Source organism: Bradyrhizobium sp. C9 (genome assembly GCF_002532045.1).
Lineage (GTDB): Bacteria > Pseudomonadota > Alphaproteobacteria > Rhizobiales > Xanthobacteraceae > Bradyrhizobium.
The window spans coordinates 79,829-97,254 of the sequence record NZ_NWTG01000016.1 but is presented as its reverse complement, the minus strand read 5'-3'; the positions used below and the strand labels follow the sequence as shown (position 1 = coordinate 97,254).

21 protein-coding genes are annotated in these 17,426 nt (G+C 56.4%); 10 read left to right on the top strand and 11 right to left on the bottom strand.

The window, feature by feature from the left end; all coding sequences use genetic code 11:
* The first annotated feature begins 14 nt into the window (after positions 1-14).
* Genes CO675_RS26955 through CO675_RS26945 form a run of 3 tightly spaced genes read left to right on the top strand, consistent with a single transcriptional unit; the run spans position 15 to position 3,214 of the window.
* Complete coding sequence (locus CO675_RS26955; RefSeq protein ID WP_097674867.1) at positions 15-1,067, top strand: hypothetical protein; 1,053 nt, start codon at positions 15-17, stop codon at positions 1,065-1,067.
* 12 nt (positions 1,068-1,079) lie between these two features.
* Positions 1,080-1,424: a hypothetical protein gene (locus tag CO675_RS26950; RefSeq protein ID WP_097674866.1), complete on the top strand. Its 345-nt coding sequence runs from the start codon at positions 1,080-1,082 to the stop codon at positions 1,422-1,424.
* Complete coding sequence (locus CO675_RS26945; RefSeq protein ID WP_097674865.1) at positions 1,424-3,214, top strand: glycosyl hydrolase family 28-related protein; 1,791 nt, start codon at positions 1,424-1,426, stop codon at positions 3,212-3,214. The genes CO675_RS26950 and CO675_RS26945 overlap by 1 nt, the downstream gene beginning before the upstream one ends.
* Before the next feature lie 58 nt (positions 3,215-3,272).
* Here CO675_RS26945 and CO675_RS26940 read toward each other — a convergent pair whose 3' ends face one another.
* Positions 3,273-4,088: an FkbM family methyltransferase gene (locus tag CO675_RS26940; protein WP_245452930.1), complete on the bottom strand. Its 816-nt coding sequence runs from the start codon at positions 4,086-4,088 to the stop codon at positions 3,273-3,275.
* A gap of 10 nt (positions 4,089-4,098) precedes the next feature.
* Here CO675_RS26940 and CO675_RS26935 point away from each other — a divergent pair, with 10 nt between their 5' ends.
* The 6 genes from CO675_RS26935 to CO675_RS26910 all read left to right on the top strand — a co-directional run bounded on the left by CO675_RS26935 (position 4,099) and on the right by CO675_RS26910 (position 7,045).
* Complete coding sequence (locus tag CO675_RS26935) at positions 4,099-4,764, top strand: hypothetical protein (protein WP_143279122.1); 666 nt, start codon at positions 4,099-4,101, stop codon at positions 4,762-4,764.
* Entirely contained in the window at positions 4,761-5,123 is a 363-nt protein-coding gene (locus CO675_RS26930; RefSeq protein ID WP_097674862.1) for a hypothetical protein, read from the top strand. The genes CO675_RS26935 and CO675_RS26930 overlap by 4 nt, the downstream gene beginning before the upstream one ends.
* Before the next feature lie 3 nt (positions 5,124-5,126).
* On the top strand, positions 5,127-5,564 hold the full coding sequence (locus tag CO675_RS26925; RefSeq protein WP_097674861.1) for a hypothetical protein: 438 nt from the start codon (positions 5,127-5,129) through the stop codon (positions 5,562-5,564).
* Between the two features lie 116 nt (positions 5,565-5,680).
* On the top strand, positions 5,681-5,929 hold the full coding sequence (locus CO675_RS26920; RefSeq protein WP_097674860.1) for a hypothetical protein: 249 nt from the start codon (positions 5,681-5,683) through the stop codon (positions 5,927-5,929).
* A complete protein-coding gene (locus CO675_RS26915) occupies positions 5,926-6,108 on the top strand; it encodes a hypothetical protein (RefSeq protein ID WP_097674859.1) in 183 nt (60 codons plus the stop codon). Before CO675_RS26920 ends, CO675_RS26915 begins: the two co-directional genes overlap by 4 nt.
* 142 nt (positions 6,109-6,250) lie before the next feature.
* Entirely contained in the window at positions 6,251-7,045 is a 795-nt protein-coding gene (locus tag CO675_RS26910; RefSeq protein WP_097674858.1) for an outer membrane protein, read from the top strand.
* A gap of 58 nt (positions 7,046-7,103) precedes the next feature.
* Here the strand turns inward: CO675_RS26910 and CO675_RS26905 are convergent, their stop codons facing one another.
* From CO675_RS26905 to CO675_RS26850, 10 genes are all read right to left on the bottom strand, one after another.
* Entirely contained in the window at positions 7,104-7,388 is a 285-nt protein-coding gene (locus CO675_RS26905) for a hypothetical protein (protein WP_143279121.1), read from the bottom strand.
* 130 nt (positions 7,389-7,518) lie between these two features.
* A complete protein-coding gene (locus CO675_RS26900) occupies positions 7,519-7,704 on the bottom strand; it encodes a hypothetical protein (RefSeq protein ID WP_097674856.1) in 186 nt (61 codons plus the stop codon).
* Positions 7,701-7,907: a hypothetical protein gene (locus CO675_RS26895; protein ID WP_097674855.1), complete on the bottom strand. Its 207-nt coding sequence runs from the start codon at positions 7,905-7,907 to the stop codon at positions 7,701-7,703. Before CO675_RS26895 ends, CO675_RS26900 begins: the two co-directional genes overlap by 4 nt.
* A gap of 769 nt (positions 7,908-8,676) precedes the next feature.
* On the bottom strand, positions 8,677-9,534 hold the full coding sequence (locus CO675_RS26885) for a GumC domain-containing protein (protein ID WP_097674853.1): 858 nt from the start codon (positions 9,532-9,534) through the stop codon (positions 8,677-8,679).
* 1,157 nt (positions 9,535-10,691) lie between these two features.
* Entirely contained in the window at positions 10,692-10,973 is a 282-nt protein-coding gene (locus tag CO675_RS41885; protein ID WP_097674851.1) for a hypothetical protein, read from the bottom strand.
* A gap of 9 nt (positions 10,974-10,982) precedes the next feature.
* Entirely contained in the window at positions 10,983-12,119 is a 1,137-nt protein-coding gene (locus CO675_RS26870) for an acyltransferase family protein (protein ID WP_158231308.1), read from the bottom strand.
* Positions 12,119-12,382, bottom strand: a complete 264-nt coding sequence (locus tag CO675_RS26865; RefSeq protein ID WP_097674850.1) for a hypothetical protein — start codon at positions 12,380-12,382, stop codon at positions 12,119-12,121. Before CO675_RS26865 ends, CO675_RS26870 begins: the two co-directional genes overlap by 1 nt.
* Positions 12,383-13,262: 880 nt before the next feature.
* The gene (locus CO675_RS26860) at positions 13,263-14,057 is read right to left on the bottom strand and encodes a hypothetical protein (RefSeq protein ID WP_143279119.1); all 795 of its coding nucleotides are present in this window, start codon (positions 14,055-14,057) and stop codon (positions 13,263-13,265) included.
* A gap of 227 nt (positions 14,058-14,284) precedes the next feature.
* A complete protein-coding gene (locus CO675_RS42025; protein WP_097674848.1) occupies positions 14,285-14,803 on the bottom strand; it encodes a WbuC family cupin fold metalloprotein in 519 nt (172 codons plus the stop codon).
* Between the two features lie 246 nt (positions 14,804-15,049).
* Entirely contained in the window at positions 15,050-15,661 is a 612-nt protein-coding gene (locus CO675_RS26850) for a hypothetical protein (protein ID WP_245452929.1), read from the bottom strand.
* 673 nt (positions 15,662-16,334) lie between these two features.
* On the opposite strand from CO675_RS26850, the gene CO675_RS26845 reads away from it, so the two are divergent.
* On the top strand, positions 16,335-17,312 hold the full coding sequence (locus CO675_RS26845) for a Bug family tripartite tricarboxylate transporter substrate binding protein (RefSeq protein ID WP_502693411.1): 978 nt from the start codon (positions 16,335-16,337) through the stop codon (positions 17,310-17,312).
* Positions 17,313-17,426 lie beyond the last annotated feature (114 nt).

The following is a 17,426-nucleotide window of genomic DNA, read 5'->3' as shown; positions in this document are numbered from 1 at the left end:
TAATGGGTTGATCGATGATCAAACGCTTCTTCCTGACACTCGCTCTTAGCTTTGGCCTCATGTCGCCTAGCTTTGCCGCCGGCACCATCCCGTTCAGTCTGTCGCAGCAGTTCGATAGCCTTGGGAAGCCGCTGGCGAACTGCTTCTTCTATATCATTCAGGCCGGCACGACCAGTACACCGCAGAGCGCTTATCAGGACTCGGCGTTGACGCAGGCACTTCCCAACCCGATGCGCTGCGATGCGTCGGGGCGCCTCCCGCAGTTCTTCCTTGCCGATGGGCTTATCAAAGTCCGGATCGCCGATAAAAACGGCGTTGCGCAGGCCTACCCGAACGGCGCGAACGGCATCGACAATATCCAAGTCATCGGCCCCTCAGGGGGCGGCGGTGGCGGTGGTGGCGGCCCCGATCCGACGACCCTTTTGCAGACCGGGCACATGGAGCTGTTCTACGGATCTGGCACTCTGTCTGGTTTTGTTAGGTGCAACGGTCGGACAATCGGCTCTTCTGTTTCCGGTGCGACTGAGCGAGCCAATGCAGATACGTCCGCTCTGTTCAACTACCTCTGGGGTGCTGACGCAAATCTGGTTGTCTCCGGTGGTCGCGGGGCTTCTGCCGCCGCTGATTTCGCGGCGAACAAGACGATCACTCTTCCGGACTGTCGCGGCCGCACAATCGCTGGCCTTGACGATATGGGTAATGCAGCCGCAGGGCGCCTGACTTCCTCCTACTTCGGAGCTGTCGCAACGACCCTTGGCGCTGTTGGCGGTGCCGAAAGTCAGACTTTGACCATTGCGCAAATGCCATCGCATTACCACTCTGCCAGCATTCTTGATCCGGGGCACACTCATCCGTTTTCGGCAGCGCAGTTTGCCGCAGGTGCGTTTGGCATCTCAGGATCTTCCGCTCAGCAGGTAAATTTAGCGTCGTCAGCGACAGCTTCCGCCACGACGGGTGTGCGTGTGACTAGCTCCAACGGTCTGGACACGACGAATAGTGCTGGTGGTGGTCTGCCCCATCCTATCGTTGCGCCGACCATCCTCACGACAATCTATATCAAGCTATAGAGGCGCGATCTGATGTTCACGGGGCAAGTCGCTGTCATCTCCAACAAGGCCACATGGGTCAGCGATACCTATGAACTTGAAGACGAGGAAGACGGCTCGACCATCGATCTTGCGAGTACGGCATACACCGTCGCCATTACCTTTTACATCAAAGACCTCGAAGGCTGTACGCGCCTTACGGGCTCTCTGACTGACGGCAAGGTCATTATCGACGGTCCTGGCTTTCATTGGCAATTCGAAGACACCGATCTGAACCAATTCTGCGCCGGCACATACAAGTGCGGTGCGAAGATCACGATCAATGGGTTCATCACCGACATCATCGTTGGTGATGTCGCGATTATTGAGGGCAACTGATGTCGAACCGGCTCAAGCTCAAGGTAAAGACCAAGATCCCGGCCGCACTGCTAGGCGGGATCGGTACAGTCATCACCAAAGACGGCATCACCTATAAAGTCGAGCTTGATTATTCGAGGCTGCAAGATGTTGGCAACACGTTCGATCCGAACTATGTGGTCGTCGCAATCTGGAATCCGCATACCGGCGACTGGGCGCGTGTATCCCTCACCAATTTCATCAATGGATCGCTTAGCCCGGCTGCGTTCGACATCATAGCGCCGACGACGACCGAAGGCGACATGATCGTTCGCGAGGGCGGACACAATGTACGCTTGCCTGTCGGCCAGGCAGGTTATGCGTTGCTGTCCAACGGTACAGATCCGATTTACGACGGCTTTCTTCAGTCTGGAACGGGCGCGGCTAAGAGGACGTGGCAGGATAAGGCGCGCGAGACTGTTAGCGTCAAGGATTTCGGCGCGGTTGGCAATGGCGTCGCAGACGATACATCAGCTTTCCAGAACGCTATTGCGGCCCTTCCCGGTGGTGGGCGTATTTATGTTCCACGTGGGTTTTATCGCATCACTGCAACATTGACATTGCATGGCGGACTGACGTTCTACGGCGATACGTGCGTCACGAACGTTTTTGGGTTGCCGACCGGCAACGAAACTCCGTCGCACGTTTTCATTGATAGCGATACGCTCGCTCTTTTTCAGAACGTATCCGGCGTGTCGATGGAGGGTGTCAGTTTCACTGACATTACTTTCGCTGCCCGGTTGACCCCAAGCGTCACCCCCCGCGGGACCGCAACCGGTTTTAATCTTTCCGGGTCTGCGCCAAGCGATATCAAGAACCTGAACTTCAACCACTGCCAATTTACAAACTTTGGTGGCTACGCGATCCGCGTGCGCGATCCTTTGGCGCCCGGTGCCAATCCCGACTGGAACGTCTGCCCCGCTACGCTGAGTGACTGCACATTCTATTACAACGCGGTCGGCATCTCGTTTGAAACGGACAACGCAGACTTTTGGCAGTTGAATGGGACCGCGTTCTTCCAAGGAACGGGGATGTACGGGATCATCTGTCAACGCTCCGGCGTCTTGGTGCTGAACCAATGCTTTGGCGGCGGTGGAATAATGCTGATCACCGGCGGTTCTGGCCCGCAGGATCGCGATAGCATCACCTTCATTGCGTGCCAGTTCGAGCAGGGCACCGCGATGCTGCAGGTCGCTGACAACATGTCGACGCAGCGAACTTATCGCCCGATCAAAATGATTTCATGCGTCGTCGAGTCGCCCATTCTCTTGAGTGCCTCGTGCCATTTCATCAGTGAGGGCAGCCGCTACGTCAACAATATCGAAGTTACGGCGTCTGGAGTTCTTATCGATTCCTACTCCGACTCGTTCCTGCCGACGACCGCTATCAACCTTGTTGCGGGCAGCTCAGTTCGAAACTATGTCACGCACGGAACGGATTATCCGATTGGTGTTCGTGGTCCAATCATAGACGGGAAGTGTATCAGAACAGCGTCGGCGGCCCCTGTTGGGGGATCCGTGGCCTACGTGGCTGGTGACATCACGTACAATTCTAGCCCGTCAACGGGTTCTCCGATGGGATGGATTTGTCTTACCAGCGGCACTCCCGGAACGTGGGACATACTCGGGCAGATCGGCTTCCGCGTGCATGCCGGCTCGCCAGTGGGTGCAGTTGTGCCTAATTTCTTAGGAGAAGAACTCCTCGATAACACGACAGCCAAGTGGTGGAAGTCGATCGATGTTGGCATCAACAATTGGGTGGCGTTGAACTGATAACCTTGCGCTCTACAAGGCTCAAATCCCGTCCTGTGGTTTCCCCGCATCCTGCCAATTATTTGATGTCTCTGACAAAGATAAAATTTGAACAATATCCACGCTTCTTCCAAAAGTAGTCACCGTCTCTCTTTTGGTGAATGTCTTCATTGAAAAATGAAAGCGGCCTTGTCTGTCCTTGCTGAACGAAAGAGCCCCGATACCCCAAGTCTTCCAGGTACGAGAAGACATCACTCATATTTCCGTCAATGTGCCGGGACTCGCATTCAAAAACTAGAAGCGGCATGTCTCGTTCAAGAATGCGGCGTGCACCGTCAAACACGTGTTTTTCGGCTCCTTCAACGTCAACCTTTAAAACAGCTACTCGCGTATCGTCGCTGAAATAGTCATCCAGGGAAACTGTCGGGACTGACACAATGCCAGTGTCCCCATCATGAGGGGTCTGGATAAGTGATGCGCCAGGCTTGTGATCCAATGGGATAAAGAGTTGCTGCTCACCTGTTTTCGAAAAGACTGCGGAGTGTTCGATGGTTGTGTTGTTGAGTTGCAGATTCCGGCACATCATCACCAGATATTCCGCAAGGTCAGCCTGCGGCTCGAAGGCGACGACGCGCCCATGTTGGCACCAGCGAGATAGCCAATAAAGAAAGCTGCCCTTATTCGCCCCGATATCGCAGACCACATCGCCCGGTCTGATGTGTCGGCGGATTGCAGAGAGTTCGCCTCTATGGTCACGGAATCGAGATCGCAAAGCGCGCCAAATGAATCTTGCTGGTTCCATTATCTCCCGCCCTCCCAACCGAGAGGGGATAGATAACCAGCCGCAACCGCCGCGTGCAAGTGCAGCCAGCCGCCTTCGGGCGGCTTTTTTCATGGGAAATCGTATGACTGAACCAGCTTCAATCCGATACAAGAACCCCGGCGCAATGTGGGGGAGTGCGCTTGCCATCAAGTGGGGTGCGGCGAAGAAGGCCGTCACCCTCAACGACGGCTTGGGGCAGGGCAACAACATCGCGGTCTTCCCGACCTACGTGCAGGGCATCTGCGCGCAGCTCGACCTGTGGCGGACCTCGAAGAACTACCGCAACAAGCGGTTCGCAGATGCGATCGCGATTTGGTCGGGCGGCAACTACGTCCAATCTTATATCAATTTCTGCAAGGCGCGCGTTCCCGGCCTGACTGAAAACACCATCATGAACGATGCCTTTTGGAAAAGCTCCATGGGCATTGCTTTTCTGAAGGCGCAGGCTTGGCACGAGGCCGGTAAGCAGTATCCGGCATCAGACAGCGACTGGACTGAGGCGCAAAAGCGCGTCTTCTCCGGCGTGCCAACCGCCAACACCATGAAGAAAGCAGCGGGCTCCGTGGCGTCGGTTGTGCCGACCGCTGCAGCCGCTCATGCGTCCGGCATCTCCCTGCCGGTTGCGATAGGCATCGCCGCCGCCATCGCGCTCGTTGGTTTCCTCGTGTGGAAGTTCAAGCCGCACGAAGCCACTCCCGACACGCCTCATCTTGATCTTGTCACGCCTACTGTGGAGCAGCCCAAATGAATTGGCTTTGGTTTATTTTGATCGTGCCTGGTCTTATCTGTGGTTACGCGCTCCTGCTGCGCCCCGTTTTGCACGCTATTCCAGCGCTCAAGGCCTTTTACAATGAGGCCGATACGATCTGGGGTAAGGTCTGGGCCGTTTGCGGTAAGTCCGTGACGGTGCTTTGGGGCTTGTTTCTGAGCGCGGCAGCCACCGCTTTTTCATGGCTTGACCCGCTTGCGTCGGCTCTAGGTGATCCGGATCTCAAGGCGCAGCTCATGAATGTGCTGAAGAACAACCCGCAGTTCTTGGGATACGCGATGTTCGGGATTTCGCTGATCACGGTCGTCGCGCGGTTGCGGTCAATTGGGAAGACCTGAAAAATGCTGACCGCAATCCTCGCCTTCTTCCAGGCGATCCCGGCTATCACAGGCGGCATCAACAACTTCGTCTCCAAGTACTACGACGCTAAGGTCCAGATCACCACGGCGCGCATTGGAGGCGATGTCACCGTCGCGAGGGCGCTCGTTTCAGGCGTTGTCGCTGAAGGCGGCGTTCGTGTCGAATTCCTGAAGGCCGTTAGCCAGAGCCGCTTTCTGATGTGCCTAGTGGGCGGCTTTGCCTTCCCGTGGATCGCCTACGAGTGGAAAGTGGTGCTCTGGGACAACATGCTGTGCCCAGCGCTCTATGGCTCAGTGGGCTTCACGCCAACCATACAAGGCCTCGTTGCGGATTGGTCTGGTGTCATCCTCGCCGGCATCTTCGGTACGGGCTCGGTGATGGCGGTCGGGCAGATGTTCTTTAACAGAAAGCAATCTTGAAGGACGGCTCGGCCTGCAACGCGGTGTAGCAGGCCGAGCCTGACCCCTTACGGATCAGGCTCCGTAAAAGGCTGGGAATGATCCTAGCAAGCGGCGGTGGCTAGGAGCTTAACGGAATGGAAATAGCGCAAGAGTTCCTGAAGGCGTGGGGGCCTCCTGGCCTGATCGCTATCGTGATGTGGGTGATGCTGCTGAAGTCGGAGAAGCGGGAAGAAAAGAAAGACACCCGCATTCAGTTGCTCGAGAATCTTCTGACTGAGAGTTACGACGAACGTATCGCTGCGGCCGATCGGATCGCTGAGGCGATACATGGCAATGCAACGGCGCTTATTGCCCTCGTGAACGAGATCAGAGCGAAAAAATGATCCAAGTGTTTAATCAGTTCCGCCGCGTCTGGTCCGACGATGGGCGAGGAGACAAGGATTTTTCAAGCCAGGAAAGCCGGCTCCATGAGGTGCAGGCCAAGCTTGAAGAAGCAACGAAGCTCTTGCGCCAGGCGTCCGAGACGCTGACTGGCTTGATCCAGACCAAGGGTCTGCATTGATCGGCTCATTCTGGTGGATCAGGCAGACTGCAATTGTTACGTGTGGAAATGTACGGCTGTTGCCCTGAGGGCATATCAGTCTCTGGGAGGCCCAGCTAGGGATATTCGCGCTCTAGTTGCGAAATGTCCTCAGGAGATTGACATGAAGAAACTTGCACTCGCGGCCTTACTTCTCGTGCTCCCGTTTCACACAGCGTTGGCGGCGGACCTGGCGATGAGGAGTCCGGCTGCACCAATAGCTGCGGTCCCATCGTGGGCGGGATTCTATCTCGGCATACATGGTGGTTACGGCCGGAATGACGATGACTTCAGCCAAACCATCTTCTCGGGCGTCGCCGTGTCCGGATTCAACTCCCAAGGGTGGGTTGCAGGTGGCCATGCTGGATACAATTGGCAATTTGGATACGTGGTCGCGGGCATGGAAGGCGATTTCAGCGCCACAGGGATCAAGGGAGTGAGCGATCCCGTTACTGGATTTCTTACTCCTGTTGTTCCGTTCATCGGGACCGTGAGCACTGACATAAAATACATCAGCACCGTGCGTGCGCGTCTCGGCTTCGCTGCCGACGGGCTCGGTTCGAGTTTCATGCTCTACGGCACTGCCGGAGCTGCTTGGGAGCGGGTCAACGAGACCACGACTCGAATTATTCCAGCAAGTCCAATTATTGGAGGAAGTTCTAGCTCCACTACAACGCCAACTAACCTTTTCGGTTGGGTGGCAGGCGCCGGCGTAGAGGCTAATGTGCTTAGAAGCAATTGGATCGCTCGTCTTGAGTATTTGCATTACGACTTCGGTAGCGCACATACGCAAGTGACCAATATCGACCCCGGTTCTCCTGCTCTCGCTTCAGTGGACAGGGCGGGAAGTCAGACATTGGATGTTGTGCGTGCCGGCCTATCTTACAAATTCAGCGTGGACGCGGTTGGGCGTTATTGAATTTCCTCGCAACTCCCTGGACTGCCCGGCGCCTAAACAGCGCCGGGCTTTTTGTTTTTCAAACTTTTGGCTCGTAGCTCTGGCGCATTACTTCATTCATATAGAGCCATTGCCTTAGAACGTCGTTCATCCTTCGGTGCGCTTCTTCGATCATGGCATGAACGCCGGCCCCGCCGTTTGGGATATCGATATGAAAATCTGCGATCTTCTCTTTTTCTTCGTTGTTGATCGCAAAGAAAAACCGGACGACGCCGGTTCCGTGCATAATTTCCATGCCGTACCATCTGATCGATGAATCAGTTAGGCCATCTTGGGGCATTAAGTGATCTGGAATAGTCGCCATTTAAAAACACCTTTTGGTTGAGCAATAGCGTCCTTATAACTCATCTATTTCGACATTGCCAAATGACCCGCGGCTGGCGAGGACGGCTTCCGCTTCAGGGCTCCACGATGATCCGCTCGGGATCGGTGCCCTAGCCGGCGCCGGGCTCTTCTTGCGGCAGGATATAGCTCGCCACGACCTCATTGACCTTCATCCGGTCGCGTCGATCGTGCGGCGCAAGCTGCATAACAGGATTGTGGATCTCGGCCGGGATCGTCAACGGGCTATCAAGCGGCTTCTCAGCCCATTCCCACCATTGATCAAATGCGTCTTTCATCGCATCAGCTCGAATAGTTCCTTGACCTCGCTCAACCGTAGCTTGGTGCCAGTCGGCATGTGTTGCAACAGCATATGCCGGGTGCCGACCGCGATCCGGTCCTGCCGGATTTCATCCTGCTCGGCGTGATAGGCCTTCATGTCCGCTACAAACTCGCGGGCGATTTCGGGCGGGATCTCGATCGGCTTTCGCTTGACGGGCATAATCCAAAGACGGGCTGGCGGCCCCCCGCGATCGGGGCGGGACCGTCGCTCCGTGGGCCTGGAGCGGCGATCCCTCGTCGCGCGCATGGGTCGGGATGTGGGGTTGTTCGGCCAATCCGCACGATTGGGTGGATCGTAAATAGACGAATGCCCATGACAATTGCCATTCCGAACTAGCGATGCATATGGGGAAGGCCAAAGCCTTGGCGCAAAAGTAGTAGCGCGCCGCAGCAATAGCGAATTGCGTGTCAAGAGTCATGGATCTGTTGGGCAATGAAGGTCCCAAGCGAAGTGCGCGGTCCGTGATCTCCGGGGCTGGCGGATGAACCATCACGGACCGCGCTCCACGCCGCTGGCGGGTTTTTCATAAATAGAGAATCGCCGGAAAGGTTCCGGCCGGATTTGGATACATAACGTGACTCACGTCACGTTCGCCCGAAGCCGCATTCGGCGGTCGCCGAAATGGTCTCAGGTCATTGAGCTACTGGAGCGCGAGTTCCGCGTTCGTCGGCGGCTCCTTTCCCATGCCGCCTTGATCTCGAACACTGCAACGATGGCGGACCACAAAGCCAAGCCCGCTACGCCCATCATGAAAAAATTTGCTTCAGTCATCGGACAAGACCACAATTTGGCCCCGCCCATGAACGGCTAACGTGGCATCCGGTTCCACTGCGCGGTTATAATTCGGGCGCGCGTTGTGGCGGTGGTAAGGACACGAAGGCGAGGCGGGTGTTGGCGTGATTGGTCTGCCAGATTGTCGCTGCTGATCTCACTCAGCTTGGCGCCATTCAATCGAGTGTCGGAACCAGAAAAACATCAAGAGCAAAATTTCCGCGGCGATCGCTGCGAGCAGGCCCCAGCGAACAGCGTGAGATGGGTTGGGAGCATCGGGAAGGTTCGGTGGGCTAAACACCGCATCCTGCGAGGCCCCGAGCGTTTGCAGTTTTAGCTGCTCAATTCGTTTATTGGCCTGGTCGATCTTGGTGATAAGAGCGATGGCCGGGGTCAAGGCATCTTCGGAAAGCGTGTTCTCGGCGTGCAGCACTGGTGGCGACGCCTTCTTGATGACGTCGAGCAAGGCCGACATCTGCGGAATCAATTGCTCCGTTCGCGCAATCTCGTCGTTCAGTGTCCGCAGATTAATTGGCGGCGGGATTGTTGCCTGAAGCCAGGCCGCTATGAACGCCGCATTGATGGCTTGCGCCATCGCCGGATCGGCATTGGTTACACTGAGACGAAACAGTGTCGATGTTCGAGGGTTTTGGTTTGGCGCGACGGAGATCGACCGTTTGCTATCGAGTTCGCGGCGGCGATCCTCGGCGGTGGCGCCGTCGACCTTGAATTCGGTGAGTAGCTGCACGAGGACGGGAACACTGCTCATGATGGCGTCGGCTGCGCGTGCCGAGTTCTCATCAAGCCGCAGATAGGCTAGGCTAGTATATTCCTTGGTCCGGAAGCTCGCGTAAGCTGCAACCAGGGTGCCTGCAATGAGTGGCGCCGCGATCAATGCGACAACATTCTTGCGAATCACCGTAAAGAGTTCGCGGATGATGATAGCTGCTACGAAACTGGTTTCAGAAAACTGCGATTCTTGAAAATGGCTTGAAACTGACGTCACTTCGTCCAACCCCTTTTGTCCAATCTCCTTTTTTCGATATCTATCGCCCGATTGTGATCGGTTGTGAAGGCCGAAGAACTACGGTCAGCGTTATCGGAAAAAATAACCTATGCTAATGTCGAGACCGAATTAGGTCGTCACGTATCTGCCATTTGGTCCCCAGGGGATCCGGGTGCTGGAGCCCTGCAGGCGGCGTTTGACGCGGCGTTGGCTTTGCTTCCTGGCTTAGGTCAAAGCACATTAACCGGCGTCCGGTTTTTCGCGATCAGTGGAAAGTGAATGGGAAGAGGCGCCATCTGGTCTGAGGTGGGATTGCTCAGGGCCTCGCCTTGCGCGGTAGAGGCCTCGACCTTGGAGAGGGCCGGGGATTGAAGGTGAAATTCGGTTCTGCCGCAGCGTCAAGTGGATCGGGAGAAAGTGGCAATTTGCAAAGGTCCCTACTAAGTCGCCCGAACGTAACCGGTTGTGAAGGTCCCGTCGGAAACTCCTACACGGGAAGAAACTGATTCTCTGGTCCAAAGTTCAACGAATGATCAATCGCCGGCCGACGTTGCCGTCCCAAACTGGCTTCGTTGACGTTCTGGCGGTGCAAGGAGGTCTCAGGGTGGGGGCTTTGGCCCGACCTGAGGAGTCGGGCAAACATTATCCCAACCCTCTCTAGGCTGTTCGTCAATCATCCGGACAGGTACTGCTAATTCGGGGAATTGGGACGCAACCCGGAAAACACCGGGCAGACGCGGCCTCCGAAATCTGCAATTCGTGCGGGCATTTCAGAATGTATCAATTTTGGGGAAGTCCAATGCCAGCTTGGTCGCAAGAGGACGAGCAGAGATTGCTGCAATTGGTGCGCGAGACTGGTCTGTCGCAACGGGAGATCGCTCAGAAGATTGGGCGCTCAGAGGCTTCAATCCAAGCCCGCTTGATTTACTTAAGGAAGCGAGTGACGGAAACTGGCAAGACATCGGCTTGCGATCAAACGGCACGGCGCCGTCCGCCTAAAATGAATGCGGTCAGCGCCGGCGCTAGCCTCGGTGAGGAAATGCAAAATCCTGACGCTAACGGGACGTGGAAGCTGTCCGAAGGTTCGTACCTAATAGATCGGCGGAGTAGGTAGCTCGAAAGGGCTACATGAACAGATCTTTCTCAACCTGCATTTCCGGCTTCAGCTAGCGTCGCTTTTGCGCGGATTTGACGTTGCGGATATTGGTGATGGGCGGACCGTCATACTGCGGCGGCGATGGCTTACCCCAGCGCATCGGCGCCATCTCGCGGCCGTAAGTGCCCTCGCGCACGACGGGCGCCGGCTGGTCCGGAAACACGCTCGGCATCGCCGGGTACTGTCCGAATCCGGTCCAGCCGGTCGAACCTTCGCCGACCCGGAAGCAGCCGCCCGCGACCTGATGGAGATGCCCACGCCGTCGACGGTAAAGGGCCAGATCCACCGGCATACGATATGCTCAGGCTCTGCTTGCAATGCGCCGACCAAGTCGCCGGCACGGAGATTCAATGAATCGATATGAGCATTCGGAAAGAATTAAAGAAAACGCCAACCCAAGTGCGAGAGCAAATATCTGATGTTGCAGGTTAGTAGCGATCTGCAACGTGCTGAATTTGAGAAGCATCTCTCGCAGCACCCAAAGAATTGGCACATGTACGAGGTAGAGCGAGTATGAGCGCGACCCAATATAAGTTGCAACAATCTTGGACATTCGCGCTTCGGTGAATAGGTTGCTATTCCTCGACAAAATCAAAACAATCAGGCCTGCGGTGACAGCCACCAGTCCCATGTGGCGCTGTGATATCTGGTCGCGAGCAACAACGATTAAGAGCACTGACAGGCCAGCGAGAAACAGCTGAAGTAACCACCTTGGGAAGGCTGAAAACCCTGATTCGAGGGTGGGTCCATAGTAGCGCCAACCAATCCCAACCACAGTCCCGTACATGAGTGAATCACTTCTGATAAACCAAAGCAAATGCCCCCACGGCCTAAGCGAAACCGCCTGACAGAAAGCAATCGCCAGACACGGCCAGATCAATAACTTGCGTTGACGCGTAAAGAACAAGGCAAACGGCAATAGCAGGTAAAACTGTTCCTCTAAAGATAAGCTCCAGTAGTGCCAAAGTGGGGTGATACTGCATGGCGGGCTGCTCTTCGAACATGCATAGATATAAAGATTTTCTATATTGAGGGCGCCAAAGAGCCAAGATCTGAAAACCTCATCCCGTTCGAAGCCGGTGAAATCTACGAAAATTGATAGCAGGAGGAAGAGCGTAGACCAGGTCAGCGCTGCCGGCCACAGTCGGAAGAGCCTGCGAATCCAGAACAATTTTGCGTAGGCCACAAATGACCTGTTCCTCTCAAGAGAATCAAGCAGCGACCGAGTTATTAAAAAACCGGATATCGCAAAGAATAGGTCAACTCCACCACCGAGCCAGAAGTAGCCAGTCCATTCGAACCATTCATGGATGAGATACCCAAAGTGGGAAACCACAGTAATGGCGACAGCGAATCCTCGGAACAGTTCTATATCGAGATTTTTCTGTTGTTCTTTATTCGCTGCTTGGTTGGCGGTGATGGAATAAAGGTTGCGCATCAGTCGAACAGGTCCGCGCCGGCCGGCTTCATCCTGATGAAGGCGCCGCTCTCGTGATACTCCAGCCAGCATTGCTTGATCGCGTATTGCAGACCCGCCCAATATTCGGCCGGTGACGCCTTATCAATGTAAACCAACGGATAGTTGATTTTCTCAATGTAGATTCGGCCATCCCGGATCGGCTCGAACGCACGGGCGTGCTCCGTGAGTCTGCGGACTGCCTTTTCGGGGTCGGAGTAGGGACGATTACCGACGTGTTTCATTCAGCAGTTCCTTCGTGCGTCTGGCAAACGCTTTTGCGTTCTCTAGCGCCTGGTGGCTATCGTCAACCCCTCGAACGGATCGGCGGTCGGGGTTGTCGTCCCAATTGAAATGGAAGCTCTTGTCCAGAAGCCTCACCTCATACCTGCTCATGTCGGGAATGGAAGCAGTCCGGCAATGACGGTGGGCTAGGAAGAAGTCCATCAGGCCTGCGGTTTTCGAAACGGCACCACGACGCCGTCGGCCGCGCGAATTGCTACCTTGGCCAATTCGAGCGCGTCGAACCTGAGATTCACAGATTCACAAGCACATCAGCGACGCCTTGACGGTCGAGCTCCCGGACGAGCGCTTCAGTCACCCTCATCAGTCTAGCGGTCTCAGCTTCGGCCATGGACATGGGCTACGGCTATGACGACGGGGGTGGAGGAAGAGGTCCATCCCTGCAGGTTAGCAGGCGAGCTGGAGGGATGGGAGTCCATCACAAGATATCCGTGAGGTATTCAAGCTCACGCTTGTATTTGATCCGCGATTTGTTGACCTGCAGGCCTGCAGCGCTTGCCATCAATCGTCTTGAACGTGTCAACCTGGAGCTACGGAATCGGGACGCGCTGGGCGCCGCTGATACGACCCGCTGACATAAAGTCGTCTGTGATGGCGAATGCATCGGCGGGGTCTTCGTGGTCAAGCAGTTCGAGGTGCTTTGCCGCAACCTTGATTCGTGAGCACTTTCCTCCGCAACGTCTTCCAACCAGCGTTTTGACAGTGTTGAAGGCGAAAAGTCTGACGCGAAATTGCACCTGACTAGGAAGCCATGGTTCTGCTGCTGATGTCACTCAGCTTGGCGCCATTCAATCGAGTGTCGGAGCAGAAAAAAATCAGGAGTTATACCTCGGCGGCGATCGCCGCGAGCAGGCCCCAGCGAACAACGTGAGATGGGTTGGGAGCATCAGGCAGGTTCGGTGCGCCAAACACGGCATCCTGCGAGGCCCCCAGCATCTGCAGTTTCAGCTGCTCAATTCGTTGATTGGCCTGATCGATCTTGGGGATAAGAGCGATGGCCGGGGGCAAGGTATCCTCGGAAAGCGTGTTCTCGGCGTGCAACACCGGCGGCGACGCCTTGATGGCGTCTAGCAACGCCGACATTTGCGGAATCAACTGTTCCGTTCGCGCAATCTCATCGTTCAGTGACCGCAGTTTAATTGGCGGCGGAATTGTTGTCTCAAACCAGGCCGCTATGAACGCCGCATTGATGGCTTGCGCCATAGCCGGATCGGGATTTGTTACGCTGAGACGAAAGAGTGTTGATGTTCGAGGGTTTTGGTTTGGCGCGACGGAGATCGACCGTTTCCTATCGAGTGCGCGGCGGCGATCCTCGGCAGTAGCGCCGTCAACCTTAAATTTGGAGAGTAGCTGATCGAGGACGGGAACACTGCTCATGATGGCATCGGCAGCGCGTGCCGAGTTCTCGTCAAGCCGCAGGTAGGCGTGGCTAGTATACATTTCAGTTCGGAAGCTTGCGTAGGCGGCGGCCAGCGTGCCTGCGAGGAGTGGTACCACCATCAATGCGACAACGTTCTTGCGAGCCATCGCAAAGATTTCTCGGATGATGCGGGCTGCGACAAAGAAACTGGTTTCAGGAAATTGCGGATCTTGAAAATGGCTTGAAGCTGACGTCACTTAGTCTAATCCCCTTCTGTGTAGTCACCCTTTTTGAAAATAGTTATCCGTTGGAAACTAGTTATCGTCCGAAACGTCGTCAGTTGTGAAGGCCCATCGGAAACCACCGACAGGGGCAATGCTGGCGCTTTGGTCTAAAGCGCGCCAAGGATCAGGGCCGCGCGGATAGGTAGGAACTTGACTTGAGTTCCTGCACGACGTTCGAAAGTGAAGCCCGTTCCTCAAAATCAGCTGGTTGATTTCAGTTTGTTTCCAAACCGATCGCCTCGCTTCGCGTCTCTCAGCCACGCTGTAGCTTGCGCAGCCACAGACGTGCCCTCCGAGGGCGACCAGGGCGCGAATTCCGCTGGCCTAAATGGGCCTGGTTTTATTTCAAACATCAGAGCACATTCGGAGACCGGCACGAGTGTATGCCAAATACCCGCAGGTATCTCCATAACTCGCGTGTTGCCTGGGGCAATCTCGAACATCTCCGTGACAGTGCCAGCTTCCGAAAATAAATAAACGGCTAACGTGCCTTGGAGCGGCACGATCAACTCCCATTGCTCGCGATGTCTGTGCGGTTGAACATACGTGCCGCGCGCGAGCCCAACGAGCAGCCTTTGCACCGGATCCGCGTGGTTCTGGTGGAAGAGCATATGCGTTCGAAGCCGCGTCGCAGAATTCGCGCCCTCGAGTAGTTCGTCGCCCGCGCTGTTGCGAACTATTTGGACTGGTCCCACAGCCTGCGGCCAGTTGGAAAACATGATATCGAAGCCCTTTATTGCGCGTTGTCGTTCGAATAGACAAAGTTGTGGGCACCCTAGCCAGGCTTCGAGCGCCGGTCCGTCGTTGCCTGGAGTCGAGAAGGTGGAGCCCTGGGACGGGGCGCAGGGATCGGCGCGCCTTCCGGTCCGTGCTCGGCCTCATCAATCCGATTTGCGGACGGCTGATCATATGCCCGATTACGCCGACAACTACCAGCAAAACGCCTGCCGTACCAGGGCGCTGGGCTACGGTCCTGCGCTACCCATCGTGAAGCTCCGTTGCAGTACCTTAGCGATGCCGATGACAAGCAGCACAAAAGCGAATTGTGAAGTAGCGGCGAGCCGAGGCCCGAGCTTTCGGTTGGTGTGTATCCAGACGTGAAAGCGTTGCAGCGATCGCAACGGCTCTTTAGGATACAGCCGATAGGCGAGTTGTAGTGGGTCCGGCAAAATGGCGCCGATAGCTCCGGAAAGAACCGCAAACGTTGCTCCCGAGCCCGCATACAACCAGAGCGCAACGGCAACGCCGATCGCGGCGTCGGCGGCAAGAAGAGTCAGATCGCGAAGGATTGACCGATCAAACGTGAGTGCTGACCGGCTGCGCCCAATGGAGATCGATCTGAGCCGATAGTCGGAATGCGGGATCGCGTCGATTGCGAAATGGCTGGCAACACCGGCCACAAACGCCACTACGGGGTGTCCGGGCATGAAGCTGGCTATAGCCGCTCCTACAATCGCGTGAGTACTCAAAATCATCCCGGAAGTTCCCGCTGGGCCCATGGCGCGAGGTCCCGGTTCCGCGCCGGTGCCTTCATTGATCACGTTGACCGCCTGTACCGACGCAGCAGCGGCGGCCAAAGCCAATATCTATACGCCATCGAAAGCACAAGGAATGCGTTGAGACGGCGCTGAGATCGGCACTCGCATGGATCTGGCAGATTTGGATCGGAGAACCGGGGGCCCCGGCAGTATAATTGCCCTCGGGTGTTGTGCGCGTGATTTCAGGCTTGCCTGTTCGGCAGCGACACCGGCGGCTAAAGGGGGAGCAGCTGCTGCGATCGCCTTGGCCATTCGGTCCGATCCAACCGGTCCGGTTCTTCAGAACGATGTCTAAGCCGGATTCTTGCTCGCTCGCCCCAAAGTTGTGCAGCCATCGCTGTCGTCGTACCAGCCAAGTCTCTTATCGCGTTCGGTTAGGGGGAGGCTTCCCAGCCATCGATGCCCGGTCGAATTCGTTCGTCAAAATCACGGCGCAAAGACACAATCGGCGCGTTGATTAGTGGAGCGTCCACTAACGCAAGCACATGCGCTGAGATTGCCGTGTTCGGAACTAAAGCGGACTGCGGAGCACCGGGCCGCGCCGAGAGGGGGCCAGCGATGATGACAGTACTTGCCTCATTCCAAAGTCATACGCCGTGCGGCAGTTCGGCGGCTTGAACTCACCTGCATTCTCGGCACAATGACGCCAACCCGCCACCTCGCAGGTTTTGCCAAGCCGAACAAATAGATAGGGAAGAAGAACGTGGGACAGATTGTAAAAACCACGGCTGCAATCGCGGCCCTGCTGCTGAGCACGCCGGCCTTTGCCGGCTGGGAGCCGAGCAAGCCGGTCGAGATCGTGGTTGCGGCGGGCGCCGGTGGTGCCTCCGACCAGATGGCGCGCATGATGCAGGCGGCGATCCAGAAGAACAATCTGATGAAGCAGCCGATGGTGGTGTCGCTGAAGGGCGGCGCGTCGGGGGCGGAAGCGCTGATGTACATGAAGTCCAGCGAGGGCGATCCCAACAAGGTGCTGATCGCTTATTCGCTGATCTACATGCTGCCGCTGTCCGCCAAGATTCCGTTCAACTGGCGCGACCTGACGCCAGTGTCGGTGATCGCGCTCGACCAGTTCGTGTTGTGGGACAACACCAACGGTCCCAAGACCGTGAAGGAGTTCATCGATGCCGCCAAGGCGGCGGGCGCGCCGTTCAAGATGGGCGGCACCGGCTCCAAGCGCGAGGACCACGTGCTGACGGTGTTCATGGAGCAGAAGACCGGCGCCAAGTTCTCCTATCTGCCGTACAAGTCCGGCGGCGAGGCTGCGACCCAGCTTGTCGGCGGCCATACCGAATCCAACGTCAACAACCCGAGCGAAAATCTCGAGGTCTGGCGCGCCGGACAGGTTCGCGCGCTCTGCGTGTTTGACAAGGAGCGCATCGCCTACAAGACCAAGGTCACCGGCACGCAATCCTGGAACGATATCCCGACCTGCAAGGAAGAGGGGCTGGACGTGCAGTATCTGATGCTGCGCGCCATGTTCCTGCCGGGCAATGTCACCCAGGAGCAGCAGGCGTTCTATGCCGACCTGTTCCAGAAGGTGACGCAGACGGCGGAATACAAGGACTACATGGAGAAGCAGGCGCTGAAGCCGATCTTCCTCACCGGCAAGGACATGGTCGAGTTCCTCGAGGATGACGACAAGCTCAATGCCTCGCTGATGAACGCGGCGGGCTTCGTCGCGAAATAGCCCTGAAGCCGATGCCGCCACATTGCCTCGACCGGCATGTGTCGGCGGCAGGTCATGCTTTACCTTCCGTCCGGAATCGCCTTGCATCGCGGCGCCGCGCCATCGATATTGCGC